Source organism: Streptomyces polyasparticus, assembly GCF_014493765.1.
GTDB lineage: Bacteria > Actinomycetota > Actinomycetes > Streptomycetales > Streptomycetaceae > Streptomyces > Streptomyces polyasparticus.
Map to the genome: position 1 here is coordinate 1 of NZ_JACTVJ010000008.1, position 13253 is coordinate 13253.

Annotated in this window: 9 protein-coding genes and 1 pseudogene; 3 read left to right on the forward strand and 7 right to left on the reverse strand. The window is 70.2% G+C overall.

The annotated features are described in order from the left end of the window. Window position 1 precedes the first annotated feature (1 nt). The 6 genes and pseudogenes from H9Y04_RS19050 to H9Y04_RS19070 all read right to left on the reverse strand — a co-directional run bounded on the left by H9Y04_RS19050 (window position 2) and on the right by H9Y04_RS19070 (window position 7890). The gene (locus H9Y04_RS19050) at window positions 2-925 is read right to left on the reverse strand and encodes an alpha/beta fold hydrolase (protein WP_187815140.1); all 924 of its coding nucleotides are present in this window, start codon (window positions 923-925) and stop codon (window positions 2-4) included. Beyond that, on the reverse strand, window positions 922-1434 hold the full coding sequence (locus H9Y04_RS19055; protein WP_187815141.1) for a phage holin family protein: 513 nt from the start codon (window positions 1432-1434) through the stop codon (window positions 922-924). Before H9Y04_RS19055 ends, H9Y04_RS19050 begins: the two co-directional genes overlap by 4 nt. Window positions 1435-1562: 128 nt before the next feature. Beyond that, a pseudogene (locus H9Y04_RS46800) lies at window positions 1563-1780 on the reverse strand (DUF6584 family protein); the annotation flags it as partial. After that, complete coding sequence (nhaA, locus tag H9Y04_RS19060) at window positions 1780-3210, reverse strand: Na+/H+ antiporter NhaA (RefSeq protein WP_308801030.1); 1431 nt, start codon at window positions 3208-3210, stop codon at window positions 1780-1782. The pseudogene H9Y04_RS46800 and the gene nhaA, both read right to left, overlap by 1 nt. 198 nt (window positions 3211-3408) lie before the next feature. Next, window positions 3409-5370: an acetate--CoA ligase gene (gene acs / locus H9Y04_RS19065; RefSeq protein WP_187815143.1), complete on the reverse strand. Its 1962-nt coding sequence runs from the start codon at window positions 5368-5370 to the stop codon at window positions 3409-3411. Between the two features lie 186 nt (window positions 5371-5556). After that, complete coding sequence (locus tag H9Y04_RS19070) at window positions 5557-7890, reverse strand: SulP family inorganic anion transporter (RefSeq protein ID WP_187815144.1); 2334 nt, start codon at window positions 7888-7890, stop codon at window positions 5557-5559. Window positions 7891-8191: 301 nt separating this feature from the next. On the opposite strand from H9Y04_RS19070, the gene H9Y04_RS19075 reads away from it, so the two are divergent. Next, window positions 8192-9502 (forward strand): polysaccharide deacetylase family protein, encoded by a 1311-nt coding sequence (locus H9Y04_RS19075; protein ID WP_187815145.1) that lies wholly within the window; start codon window positions 8192-8194, stop codon window positions 9500-9502. Window positions 9503-9516: 14 nt separating this feature from the next. Here H9Y04_RS19075 and H9Y04_RS19080 read toward each other — a convergent pair whose 3' ends face one another. After that, a complete protein-coding gene (locus H9Y04_RS19080) occupies window positions 9517-10500 on the reverse strand; it encodes an ATP-binding protein (RefSeq protein WP_187815146.1) in 984 nt (327 codons plus the stop codon). A 145-nt stretch (window positions 10501-10645) separates the two neighbouring features. Here H9Y04_RS19080 and H9Y04_RS19085 point away from each other — a divergent pair, with 145 nt between their 5' ends. Beyond that, the gene (locus H9Y04_RS19085) at window positions 10646-11464 is read left to right on the forward strand and encodes an AraC family transcriptional regulator (protein ID WP_187815147.1); all 819 of its coding nucleotides are present in this window, start codon (window positions 10646-10648) and stop codon (window positions 11462-11464) included. Between the two features lie 182 nt (window positions 11465-11646). Continuing rightward, window positions 11647-13158, forward strand: a complete 1512-nt coding sequence (locus H9Y04_RS19090; RefSeq protein ID WP_187815148.1) for an L-lactate permease — start codon at window positions 11647-11649, stop codon at window positions 13156-13158. Window positions 13159-13253 lie beyond the last annotated feature (95 nt).

Here is a 13253-nt window from a genome sequence, read left to right on the forward strand (position 1 = left end):
CTCAGCGGTCGGGCTCAGGGTCCTTCAGCCACTCGACGAGCTCCTTCGAGAAGGCCACGGGATCCTCTTCGTGCGGGAAGTGCCCCAGACCGTCGAACAGGCGCCAGCGGTACGGCGCTTCGACGTACTCGCCCGAGCCCGCCGCGCTGCGCGTCCGCATCACCGGGTCGAGCGAGCCGTGCAGATGCAGCGTGGGCACCCGCACCGGACGCTTCATCCGCCGGTTGAACTGGATCCCGTCGGGACGCGCCATCGACCGCACCATCCACCGGTACGGCTCGATCGAGCAGTGCGCCGTGGACGGAATGCTCATCGCCTTCTGATACGTGGCCACCGCCGCGTCCTCCGGAAGCCGCGGCCCCGACCAGTCGCGGATCAGCTCGCCGACCAACGCGCCGTCGTCCGCGACCAGTTGGCGCTCGGGGAGCCAGGGCCGCTGAAAGCCCCAGATGTACGAGCCGGCCTTGGTCTGCCGTATGTCGCCGAGCATCGCCGAACGCCAGCGCCGCGGATGCGGCATCGAGGAGACCGCGAGCCGGCGCACCAGCTTGGGCCGCATCACGGCCGCGGTCCACGCGAGGTATCCGCCGAGGTCATGACCGACGAGCGCGGCGTCGGGCTCGCCGAGGGACCGTACGACTCCGGTGATGTCGAGCGCGAGGTTCGCCGGGTCGTAGCCGCGCGGCGTACGGTCGCTGCCGCCGACGCCCCGCAGATCCATCGCGACCGCGCGGAAGCCGGCCTCGGCGAGCGCGGGCAGCTGGTGGCGCCAGGTCCACCAGTACTGCGGGAAGCCGTGCAGGAGCAGGACGAGCGGCCCGTCTCCCATCTCGGCGATATGGAAACGGGCCCCGTTCGCCGCGACGTCTCGGTGCGTCCAGGGGCCGTCCAGGCGTACTACCGATGTCGCGGAAGGGTCCGTCATGAAGACGAGCGTGCCACAGGCTTGGCGTCCTCGACCGCGCGGGTGAGTTCACCCCTGGCCGAGGCGGTGACGGGACGCGGATGCGGCTTGACGTTGCCGAGCACGGCGGCGGTCTCCTTGGCGGAGGCGGCGACCTTCTGGCGGCCTTCGTCCTTCTGGGCCTTCTTGAACAAGATCCATGCGACGAGGCCGAGGAGGAGGGTGAGCGCCACGCTCGCGGCGAAGGAGAGCAGGAAGCACCAGGCGAGATTCCAGCCGCCGCTGCCGTTGAACCCGCCGGTCCAACTGTTGATCCCGTACGCGAGCGCGAAGCTCAGCATCGGCAGGGAGAAGATGAACACGGCCACGGCGACGAAGGCCACGAGGCTGCCGATGCCCCCTCGCGTCACGTCCTTGCGCAACTGCGCCTTCGCCAGCGCGATCTCATCATGGATCAGCGCCGACATCTCGCTGGTAGCCGAGGCGACCAGCTGCCCCAGGCTGCGGTCGCCGTCAACGGCGTCGCTCATCGCGGTCTCCCTCTTCAGATCTGGCGTCACGGCAGTACGGCAGTACGGCAGTACAGCAGTACGGCAATGTCAGATCATGCCGGACTGCCGGACTTTCTGCTTCGCCTGGGGTCCGCCGGGACCACCAAGGCCGCGGTCTCCTCGGGGTCCCGGTCGGCCTCCAGGTATATCCACCGCCCGGCCTCCGCCGGTCCCCGTACAGGCGGTATAACTCGGCCAGGCGGCGCCGTACGGGCAGGTCCGCCGGGTAGGCGGCGACCAGGTCGCGCAGCCGTTGCCTGGCCACCGGCACCCGCCCGGTGGCCAGATCCGCGTCCGCCCGGGCCAGCGTCTCGTCCACACTCATCAGGAGCGACGTGCCGGGCCGGTGTCCTCGCCGCTTCCCGCGGGGCTCAGTTCGGCGCTTCGTGCGGCGCTCGCCTCGGCGAGACGGCGGTGTTCGGCGGCCTTCTTCTCGTAGATCGCGGCCATCCGCAGGTGGTACTCGGGGTTGTCCTGCTCGTAGATGTCCGGGATCCCGTCGAGGTCCTCGTCGCGCTCCTCGTCCTCGACCATCGCGCGGTACTTGGCGTTCCGCAGCTTGAGCAGCACCGTCGCGAGTACGGCAGCGATCAGCGAGCCGAGCAGGACGGCCGCCTTGACCTCGGCCATCATCGCCGTGTCGTCCTTGAAGGCGAGTTCGCCGATGAGCAGCGAGACCGTGAAGCCGATCCCGGCGAGCGACGCGACCGCGAACACATCGGGCCAGGCCAGCTCGTCGCTGAGTTCGGCCCGGGTGAAGCGGGCCGCGAGCCATGTACCGCCGAAGATGCCCACCGTCTTGCCGACCACGAGACCGAGCACCACACCGAGCGTCTCGGGCTGCGTGAACACATCGCCGATCGCCTTGCCGGAGACCGAGACTCCCGCCGAGAACAGGGCGAACAGCGGCACCGCGAGCCCGGCCGACAGGGGCCGTACGAGGTGCTCGATGTGCTCGCCGGGGGAGTGCTGCTCGTCGTCCTTGCGGCTGCAGCGCAGCATCAGGCCCATCGCGACACCGGCGATGGTGGCGTGCACGCCGCTGTTGTACATCAGGCCCCAGATCACCAGGGCGAGCGGGATGTAGATGTACCAGCCGCGTACGCCCTTGCGGAGGAGCAGCCAGAAGACGGCGAGGCCGACGACGGCGCCGCCGAGTGCGGCGAAGTTCAGGGAGTCCGTGAAGAAGACCGCGATGATCATGATCGCGAAGAGGTCGTCGACCACGGCGAGGGTGAGCAGGAAGGCGCGCAGCGCGGACGGCAGCGAGGTGCCGATCACGGCGAGTACGGCGAGGGCGAACGCGATGTCGGTCGCGGTCGGTACGGCCCAGCCCTTCAGCGACCCGTCGCCCGTGACGTTGGTCAGGACGTACACGAGCGCGGGCACGATCATTCCGCACAGCGCCGCGACGACCGGAAGGATCGCGGCCTTGGGGTCGCGCAGATCGCCGGCCACCAGCTCACGCTTGAGCTCGATACCGGCCACGAAGAAGAAGATCGCGAGCAGTCCGTCGGCGGCCCAGTGCTGGATCGAGAGGTCCAGGCCGAGCGAGGCGGGGCCTATGTGGAAGTCGCGCACCGAGGCGTAGCTGTCGCTGAGCGGGGTGTTCGCCCAGACCAGGGCGACGATGGCGGCGATGAGCAGCAGCACGCCGCCGACGGTCTCGGTCCGCAGCGCGTCCGCGATGAAGGTCCGCTCGGGCAGGGAGAGCCTGCCGAGTACCTTGCGGTTGTTCTTGTTGGGCGCGGCCACGGGGAGACCTCCGGGTCGGTACGGCACGACGGATCGCGAAATGCAGTCGCCGACCAGACTTCCCGGCACACCCTGTGGAACTTTTCGCATCACCTTACAGGGCGCCCACAGGGACGAATCTGGCGATCTTCACTTTACGTACGAAAAGGGCACCCGGCGCGTTGCCGGGTGCCCTTCGTGTACGCAGCGCTACGGGGGTCAGTCCTCCGAGCCCGCCGAGGGGAGCTTGGTCTGGATGAGGTCCATCACGGAGGAGTCGGTGAGTGTGGTGACATCACCGAGCTCACGGTTCTCCGCCACGTCCCGCAGAAGACGCCGCATGATCTTGCCGGAGCGGGTCTTCGGCAGCTCGGCCACCGGCAGGATCCGCTTGGGCTTGGCGATCGGGCCGAGGGTGGCACCGACGTGGTTGCGGAGGTCCGCGACGAGGCCCTCGGCCTCCGCGTCGGCCGAACCCCGCAGGATCACGAAGGCCACGATCGCCTGTCCGGTGGTCTCGTCGGCCGCGCCCACGACCGCCGCCTCGGCGACCGACGGGTGCGAGACGAGCGCGGACTCGACCTCCGTGGTGGAGATGTTGTGACCCGACACCAGCATCACGTCGTCCACGCGGCCGAGCAGCCAGATGTCGCCGTCGTCGTCCTTCTTGGCGCCGTCGCCGGCGAAGTACTTGCCCTCGAAGCGCGACCAGTACGTGTCGATGAACCGCTGGTCGTCGCCCCAGATGGTGCGCAGCATCGACGGCCACGGCTCGGTGAGGACCAGGTAGCCACCGCCGCCGTTGGGGACCTCGTTCGCCTCGTCGTCCACGACGGTGGCGGAGATGCCCGGCAGCGGGGTCTGGGCGGAGCCCGGCTTGGTCTCGGTGACGCCCGGCAGTGGCGAGATCATCATCGCGCCGGTCTCGGTCTGCCACCAGGTGTCCACGATCGGGGTGCGGTCGCCGCCGATGTTCTTGCGGTACCAGACCCAGGCCTCGGGGTTGATCGGCTCACCGACGGAGCCGAGGACCCGCAGGCTGGTGAGATCGAACTTCGCGGGGATGTCGTCGCCCCACTTCATGAACGTCCGGATCGCGGTGGGCGCGGTGTAGAGGATCGTGACGCCGTACTTCTGCACGATCTCCCAGAACCGGCCCTGGTGCGGGGTGTCCGGGGTGCCCTCGTACATGACCTGCGTGGCACCGTTCGCCAGCGGCCCGTAGACGATGTACGAGTGGCCGGTGACCCAGCCGACGTCGGCGGTGCACCAGTAGACATCGGTCTCCGGCTTGAGGTCGAAGACGGCGTGGTGCGTGTACGCGGCCTGCGTGAGGTAGCCGCCGGAGGTGTGCAGGATGCCCTTCGGCTTACCCGTCGTCCCCGAGGTGTAGAGGATGAACAGCGGGTGCTCGGCGTCGAAGGCCTCGGGGGTGTGCTCGGCGGACTGGCCGTCGACCAGCTCGTGCCACCACACGTCGCGGCCCTCGGTCCAGGAGATGTCCTCCTGGCCGGTGCGGCGCACGACGAGTACGTGCTCGACGCCCGCGCCCTTCTCGATCGCCGCGTCCACGGCCGGCTTCAGCGCGGAGGGCTTGCCCCTGCGGTAGCCGCCGTCGGAGGTGATGACGACCTTGGCGTCCGCGTCCTGGATACGGGTGGCGAGCGCGTCGGCCGAGAAGCCGCCGAAGACCACCGAGTGGGCGGCGCCGATCCGGGCGCAGGCCAGCATCGCGACCGCGGTCTCCGGGATCATCGGCATGTAGATCGCGACGCGGTCGCCCTTTTCCACACCCAGCTCGGTGAGGGCGTTGGCCGCCTTGGAGACCTCGTCCTTGAGCTCGGCGTAGGTGATCGCGCGGCTGTCGCCCGGCTCGCCCTCGAAGTGGATGGCGACGCGGTCGCCGTTGCCGGCCTCCACGTGGCGGTCGACGCAGTTGTACGCGACGTTCAGCTTGCCGTCGGCGAACCACTTCGCGAAGGGCGGGTTCGACCAGTCGAGGGTCTCGGTCGGCTCGGTCGCCCAGCTCAGCCGGCGCGCCTGCTCGGCCCAGAAGCCCAGCCGGTCGGCCTTGGCCCGCTCGTACGCCTCCGCGGTGACGTTGGCGTTCGCGGCCAGGTCGGCGGGCGGCGCGAACCTGCGCTCTTCCTTGAGCAGGTTGGCCAAGGATTCGTTGCTCACGACATCTCCCTTTCCCAGGGTGGGTGTCCGTTGTGTCCCAGGCCACAGCTCATCAGACGGACCCTGCCGGTGACAAGGGCCTACGGCTGATTGGTTTAGACCTGTGTGAGGGTGTGGCCCCATGCACTGGAGCCACACCCTGGCACGTACGGGAAAGGGATTCGGTTCAACCGCGCCCGGCGGCGGCTATCGGCCCGCCGTCGTGGTCACGGCCTGCGGTGATGCCTCCTGGACCTCGGCCACCCGGTCGAAGAGCCGCTCGGGCTCGGCGAGCAGATAGGCCTGCGCCTCGCCCACGTGGAAGTACATCCCGTGCAGGGCGAGCCGGCCCTCCTCGATGCCCCGGGCCACCGCGGGATGCGCCCGCAGATGCTCCAGCTGCTGCACCACATTGGTCAGGCAGAGCTGCTCGACCGCGTCGGCCGGCGCCCGCCCCGCGAGCCGCGCCCAGGCGTGCTCCTTGCCCGCCATCCGCTCCAGGCTCGGCCGCCCGTGCTTCAGCCAGCGCCGCAGCGGTGAATCGGCCTGATCCGGCGGGGTGTTGAGCAGGGCCTGCATGGCCCCGCAGCCGGAGTGCCCGCAGACGGTGATCGACTGCACCCGCAGCACGTCCACGGCGTACTCGATCGCCGCGGCCACAGAGTCGTCCCCGCTCTCGGCCCCGGGCAGCGGCACGAGATTGCCCACATTGCGGACGACGAAGAGGTCGCCGGGACCGCTCGACGTGATCATCGACGTGACGAGCCGGGAGTCCGCGCAGGTCAGGAAGAGCTGCTGCGGCCGCTGCCCCTCGCGTGCCAGCCGGGCGAGCTCGCTGCGCACGAGCGGAGCCGTGTTGCGCTGGAACGCGCTGATGCCGCTGGCCAGTTGACGCGTCCCGTGGTCGGCCGTCCGCTCGGGCGTGCAGCTGTGGTTGCGCCACGGGGTCCAGGGCCCGCAGCACGAGTGGTCGTTCCCGTCCTGTCGCGCGGGAGCGGCGAGCGGCCCGGAACGCCCGGTGAGCTCCGCCTTTCCGCCGCGCGCGGCATGCGCGTCCTGCCAGTCCTGCAGGGTCTCGAACGCGGCGTGGTCCATGAACGACCCGTCGATCTCCACCACCGCCTCGGACCCGGGTGGCACCTGGTGCAGCGCCCGCGTCAGCCGCGGCACGGCGAGGAAGGTCAACTGGCCGCGGATCCGCACATGGTGGACGCCCGCCCGCTCCTCGTACGTGATCCTCGTACGGGCGAGCCGGTGCAGCGCGACCCCGACGGCCACCGCGATGCCGACGGCCACGCCTTCGAGCACGCCGAAGAAGACGACCCCGACCGTGGTCACCGCGTACACCAGGACCTCGCGATGGCGGGTCACGCTGCGGATGTGGTTGATCGAGACCATCTGGATGCCGATCGCCATCACCAGGGCGGCGAGGGCGGCCAGCGGGATCAGATCGAGCACCGGCACGAGCAGCAGCGCCGCGATGATGATCCACAGGCCGTGCAACATCGTGGAGTTGCGGCTGACGGCACCCGCCCGGACGTTTGCCGTGCTGCGCACCGCGACACCGGTGATCGGCAGCCCGCCGAGCGAACCCGAGACGATGTTCGCCATGCCCTGTCCGCGCAGCTCGCGGTCGAGGTCCGCACGCGGTACGGGCATCGCGTCCCTGCGCGCGGAGGCCAGCTTGTCGGTGGCGACCGCGGAGAGCAGCGACTCGACACTGCCGACCAGGGTGATCGTCAACACCGCTGCGATCAGGCCGAGTACGGGCCCCTCGGGCAGTCCGACCAGCGCGTGGTTGCTCCACGACGGCAGGTCGACCCGCGGCAGGTCCAGCCCGCCGAACGCGGCCGCGGCGGTGGCGGCGGCGACCGCGGCGAGCGCCGCGGGAATCTTCCGCAGCCCCCGCCCGAAGGCGCCGGGGATACGGGGCCACGCGAGCAGCACGACGAGGGTGAGCGCACTCATCGACAGCGCGGCGGGGTGGATGTCCGCCAACTGGCTCGGCAGCTCACGGACGTTGTCGACCACCGAGCTGTGCGGCGAGCCGCCGAGCACGATGTGCAGCTGGGCCACGGCGATGGTGATGCCGATACCGGCCAGCATGCCGTGCACGATCGCGGGGCTCACGGCGAGCGCGGAACGGGCCACGCGCAGATACGCCAGGCCCAGCTGGGCCAGACCCGCCATGACGGTGATGGCGCAGGTGGTGCGCCAGCCGTACTGCTGGATCAAGTCGGCGGTGACCACGGTGAGTCCGGCCGCGGGGCCCGACACCTGGAGCGGCGATCCGCCGAAGCGGCCGGCCACGAGACCGCCGACGGCGGCGGCCACCAGACCCGCCTGGAGCGGGGCGCCGGTAGCGAGGGCGATGCCGAGAGACAGCGGCAGCGCGATCAGGAACACGGAGATCGAGGCGGACACATCGGCGCCCGCCAGGTGGAACCGGCGGCGGCGTGCCGTCTTCGGCGGACCGTGCGGTCCACCGTCCTCCGGGTCCGGCGAAGAGCTGTCGGTACGGGTGGGGACATAGGCAGACATAGGTTCCCGTCTCCTCCGGGGCTACGCGGTCGCTAGGGGTCCCCCGATGCCATGGACGGGGGTGTTCGCGGCCGTGGGTCACGGCGTACAGCGGCGGGATCTTTCTCAACTCTCGGTAAACGGATCGTAATGGAGAGTAAAGAGCTCGGCCGGATTATCGGGGCAAATGGGGTAATCATTCACCTTCAAGAGTGAATGAGTAAATTCATCGGCTTGTCATACCAATTCACCCTGCGTCGCATGCGACCTTGGCCGCGCCCCAACCCCGACCACCCGAGATCCGAAGGAAGTAGGTGGGCGCATGGCCGCCACCAAGAGGCTCGCCGCGTGCCTGGCCGCGAGCACGGCACTCGCCGTGGCGCTGGCCGGCTGTTCGAGCGGAGAGTCCGGCTCCGGCGAGAGCGTCAAGAAGGAGGGTGCCGGCGGTGCGCAGAACGCCCCGAAGGTCCCCGCGCCGGGCAGCGTGCTGCGCCCGATCGGCGACGGCTCGACCGCGTACACCGGAAGCCAGCCGAACCTCGCCGTGCCCGAGCGGCTCAAGCCGGGCCAGAAGCCCCCGCAGTTCGTGGTCTTCTCCTGGGACGGCGCGGGCGAGGACAGCCAGAAGCTCTTCTCGCACTTCCGCAAGGTCGCCAAGGCCAACAACGCGACCATGACGTACTTCCTCAGCGGCGTATACCTCCTGCCCGAGGACAAGAAGGAGCTGTACGAGCCGCCGCAGCACGCGGCAGGACGCTCGGACATCGGCTTCGGCGACGCCCAGGGGATCAAGGACACCGTGGAGCAGCTGCGCGGCGCCTGGCTCGAGGGCAACGAGATCGGCACCCACTTCAACGGCCACTTCTGCGGCAAGGGCGGCGGAGTCGGCGAGTGGTCGGTCGAGGAGTGGAAGCACGAGATCGCGGAGGCCAAGTCCTTCGTGAAGAACTGGAAGACCAACTCCGGTTCCATGAAGGCCGCTCCGCTCCCGTTCGACTACGACAAGGAACTGATCGGCGCCCGTACGCCCTGCCTGGAAGGGCAGAAGAACTTCACGCGGGCCGCACGCGAGCTCGGCTTCCGCTATGACACGAGCGGCGTGAACGACCAGGTCTGGCCCAAGAAGAAGCAGGGCCTGTGGGATCTGTCGATGCAGCTGGTGCCGGTGCCTGGGCGCAAGTTCGAGACGCTGACCATGGACTACAACTTCATGGTCAACCAGTCGGGTTCGACGACGCAGGGCGACCCGTCCATGCACGAGTACTGGGGCGACCAGATGCGCGACGGCCTGCTCGCGGGCTTCGAGCGCGCGTACAACGGCAACCGCGCACCGCTGATCATCGGCAACCACTTCGAGTCCTGGAACGGCGGCGCGTACATGCGCGCCATCGAGGAGACGATCGAGCGCGTCTGCACCAAGCGCGATGTCCGCTGTGTGTCCTTCCGCCAGCTGACGGACTGGCTGGACGCTCAGGACCCGCAGGTCCTGGAGAAGATGACCACGCTCAAGGTGGGCCAGGCGCCGCAGGAGGGCTGGGCCGCCTTCCTCTCGGGTCAGCAGCCCGCCCCCGCCCCGAAGGGCGTCCCGGGTGCACCGGCGGCGAAGCCGGCGGACCACGGAGCGGGCCACTGACGAAAGGGCGCTGCTCAGCTCACTGAGAGCACCGCACGCTCATCCAGCACGAAGCCGGGGTCGATCTGCTCAGCCAGGTCGGCCCCGGCCTTCGCGTTGCCCCAACTCGCCGCGTTCTTGCGGTGGAAGTGCACCATCTGCCGCGTGTACCGCTCCCAGTCCCTGCGCTCGTACGCGGCGTCCGCGACCGTGCGCATGGTCTCGAGCGCGGCACGGTTGGGCGCTTCGAGGAGCTCGAACCGGGGCGGCCGGCCCTTCTCCATCGCGCGCACCCAGTCCGAGTGCCCCACCGTCACCAGGAGGTCCTCGCCGACTTCCTCCCGGAGGAAGTCGATGTCGTCCTGCCCCTGCACCTTGTTGCCCACGACCTTGAGGGCGACGTCGAAGTCGCGGGCGTACTCCTTGTACTGCCGGTAGACCGAGATGCCCTTGCGGGTGGGCTCCGCGATCAGGAACGTCATGTCGAAGCGGGTGAACATGCCGGAGGCGAAGGAGTCGGATCCCGCCGTCATGTCGACGACCAGGAACTCGTCGCGGGCGTCGACGAGATGGTTGAGACAGAGCTCGACCGCCCCGACCTTCGAGTGATAGCAGGCGACGCCGAGATCGGACTCGGTGAAGGGCCCGGTGACCATCAAACGGACGGTGCCGCCGTCGAGTTCCACCTCGCGGGCGCAGCTTTCGTAGACCGGGTTGTCCTCCCGGATCCGCAGCAGACGCGAACCCTCGCCGGGCGGTGTCGTCTTGATCATCGTCTCGGCCGAGGCGATCCGCGGGTTGCTGCCGCGCAGGTAGTCCTTGATGAGCGGCAGCCGCGCCCCCATCGCGGGCATGGCGGTGGCCTCGTCCTCGTCGAGTCCGAGCGCGGCACCGAGGTGCTGGTTGATGTCCGCGTCGACGGCGATGACCGGGGCGCCCGTGGTGGCGAGGTGGCGGATGAAGAGAGAGGACAGCGTGGTCTTGCCGCTGCCGCCCTTCCCGACGAAAGCAATTTTCATGTTCACCAAGCGTAGTGGGATGAATGCACTGCGCATCCGCTTCGCGTGGAGAAGACCACTCCTTCGTGGGGTGGACGGCCCGATCCCCGGCGGCGGCGTGAGACGGGCCTTAGGGCGGGGGCGTCGGTCTGCGAGCATGCCGGGCATGGGGAGTGGGGGAGAGCACGCGCGGTTGTGGACCGCTCAGGGCAGCTCGCAGGTGGAGTTGCTGGCGGCACGGTTCGAGCGGTTCGCCTTCGACCGGCACAGTCATGAGCAGCTGTCCGTCGGCGTCATCGAAGAGGGGGCCGAGGGGCTGCACTTGGCGGGTGGCCAGGTCGTGATCCCGGCCGGGCAGCTGGTGATCATCAACCCGGGGCAGGTGCACACCGGCTTCGCCGCAGACGAGGCCGGGTGGCGCTACCGGATGTTCTACTTCGACACCGGCATGGTCGAGGAACTGGCGCGCGAGCGGCTGGGCGCGCGGGAGGTGTGGTTCCCGGAGACGGCCGTACGGGACGACGGTCTTTTCGCCCGGCTGCGCCGTGTGCACGCGGCGCAGGAGGTGGCCGGTGACGATCCGCTGACGGCGGAGTCACTGCTGCTCGACGGGCTGGGGGCGGTACTGGGACGACATGCGCGTACGGGGCCGGCGCGGGCGGCAGGGCGGCAGGGCGGACACCGCGGGCCGGACCTGGCGCGGCAGGTGCTGCACGACCGGTGGACCGAGCCCGTCACCGTGGCGGAGCTCAGCGCGGCGACCGGCATGCCGCGCGCGTCCCTGATCGCGGCGTTCCGGCAGGCGTACGGGCTGCCGCCGCACGCCTATCTGCTGCGGCTGCGCGCGAACCGGGCCCGGCGGATGCTCCTGCGCGGGGGCCGGCCGGCCGAGGTGGCGGCGGCCGCGGGCTTCTCCGACCAGGCCCATCTGACACGTATCTGCAAGCGGTACTTCGGGACCACACCCGGGGCGATTCGACCCTGATGTTCCCTGTGCACGCTGACGTTCCCTGCGCACGTTGACGTTCCCCGTGCACCTTGACGTTCCGCGCGCACCCTGACGTTCCCCGCGCCGGGAGTAGACCGCGACTTTCGTTCAAGACCCGTGCCCCGCCGCACCGCGAGGCTGCCGGGACGCGAACGAAAGGCAGTGCGATGGTGTGGGCGATGGCGGTGTCACCGCTCGTCATGGTGTTGGGAATGATCACCGGGCTGCGGCGCCCGGCGCACGTGGCGGCGGCCGTCGGTGCGGTCGCGGCCGCGCTGCTGATCTGGTGGGTGCCGGACTTCGCCCTGCCGGGCGACGCGCTGACCGCCGGCGCCGGCGGTGCGGGACTGCTTGTGCTCAACGCCGCGGCGGTGATGCTGCCCGGCGTCTATCTCAGCCAGGTCCTGACCCGCCACGGGGTGCACCGGTCGCTGCAGGAGTGGGTACGGGGGCTGCCGCTGCCGGGACCCGCGAAGATCGCGCTCGTGGTGGCGGGCATCGCGCCCACGGTCGAGTCGCTGACCGGCTTCGGGGTGTCGCTGCTCGTCACGGTCCCGGTCCTTCTCGCCCTCGCGCCGCCCGCGACCGCGCTGCGCCAGGCCATGCTCGGCATGAACATCATGCCCTGGGGCACCCTCGGCCTCGCCACCGTCATCGGCGCGGCCCTCACCGGCACGGGCACAGCGGAGTTGGGTACGGCCACCGCGATCACGAGCTCCCTGGTGTTCCCGCTGGTCACGGTCTGGGCGGCGCTGCTGGCCCGGCCGCGGCACCGGTTCCGTACGGCCGTCGTGGCGGGGGCCGCGGGCGGAGCGCTGTCGCTCGGGCTCCTTGCACTGGGCCGGGCGGGAATGGTGCAACCGGCCGGGGTGCTGGCCGGGTTGCTGGTCACGACGGCGGGGCTGCTCCTGTGCGCGGCACGGCGCCGGCGGCTCGCGGTGCGGCCCGGTGGGTCGGGCGCCCCTGACGGGTCCGGTGCCCCCGACGGATCCGGTGCCCCCGACGGTGGTCCACTGCTGCCGCCGGGGACGGTGCTGCGTGCGTACGGCATGGTCCTGGGCGGTATCGCCGTTCTGCGCACGGCGACCGCCGCCGGGGTCGCGCCGCTCGAACTCCACGCGGGCGGTGCGAGCTTCGCGGTCCTTTCGTCACCGGGACTGCCCCTGCTGGCCGCCGCGCTCCTCCTTGACCGGGGCCGCCCGAGCGGCGCGGACGCGCGTGCCGCACTGGCCCGGGCCGGCCGGCCGCTGCTTGCGCTGACCGGTTTCGTCGTCCTCGGCTGCCTGATGGCGGACAGCGGCATGATCGGCGAGCTGGGCGCGGCCGTGACGGGCGCGCCGCCGGCGGCCATCGCGCTGGTGGTGCCCGCGCTCGGGATGCTCGGCGGCTTCGTCACCGGGTCGAACGTCGGCGGCAACGCGCTGATGCTGCCGCTGCAGGAGCGCTTGGCACCTGACGGCGCGGGTCTCGAGGCATGGTTCGCGGCCCTGCAGAACAGTGCGGCGGGGCATGCCGTCTTCACCTCCCTGCCCATGATCATGCTGATCCTGGCGGTGGCGGGCGACCGGGCGAAATCTGCCGGAGTGACCGAGCAGGGCCTGCTGCGCTTCGGCTTGGGAGTGGCGGCGGCGGTGTACGGGGCGCTGGCGGTGACGGCGGTGATGGTGATGGCTTGGAGCGGGGCTCTGTAGTGCTGCTTTACAGGGGTGGGGCGGGTGCTCTGCAGTGACGTGGAGCCGTGCTCCGTAGTGAAGAAGGCCACTCCTTCGTGGGCCCGGCGGCTTTG

Coding starts and splice junctions, on each gene's coding strand:
- H9Y04_RS19080 (WP_187815146.1), bottom strand. CDS start 10,500: ATGAAAATTGCTTTCGTCGGGAAGGGCGGCAGCGGCAAGACCACGCTG.
- H9Y04_RS19055 (WP_187815141.1), bottom strand. CDS start 1,434: ATGAGCGACGCCGTTGACGGCGACCGCAGCCTGGGGCAGCTGGTCGCC.
- H9Y04_RS19075 (WP_187815145.1), top strand. CDS start 8,192: ATGGCCGCCACCAAGAGGCTCGCCGCGTGCCTGGCCGCGAGCACGGCA.
- H9Y04_RS19070 (WP_187815144.1), bottom strand. CDS start 7,890: ATGTCTGCCTATGTCCCCACCCGTACCGACAGCTCTTCGCCGGACCCG.
- H9Y04_RS19090 (WP_187815148.1), top strand. CDS start 11,647: ATGGCGGTGTCACCGCTCGTCATGGTGTTGGGAATGATCACCGGGCTG.
- H9Y04_RS19085 (WP_187815147.1), top strand. CDS start 10,646: ATGGGGAGTGGGGGAGAGCACGCGCGGTTGTGGACCGCTCAGGGCAGC.
- H9Y04_RS19050 (WP_187815140.1), bottom strand. CDS start 925: ATGACGGACCCTTCCGCGACATCGGTAGTACGCCTGGACGGCCCCTGG.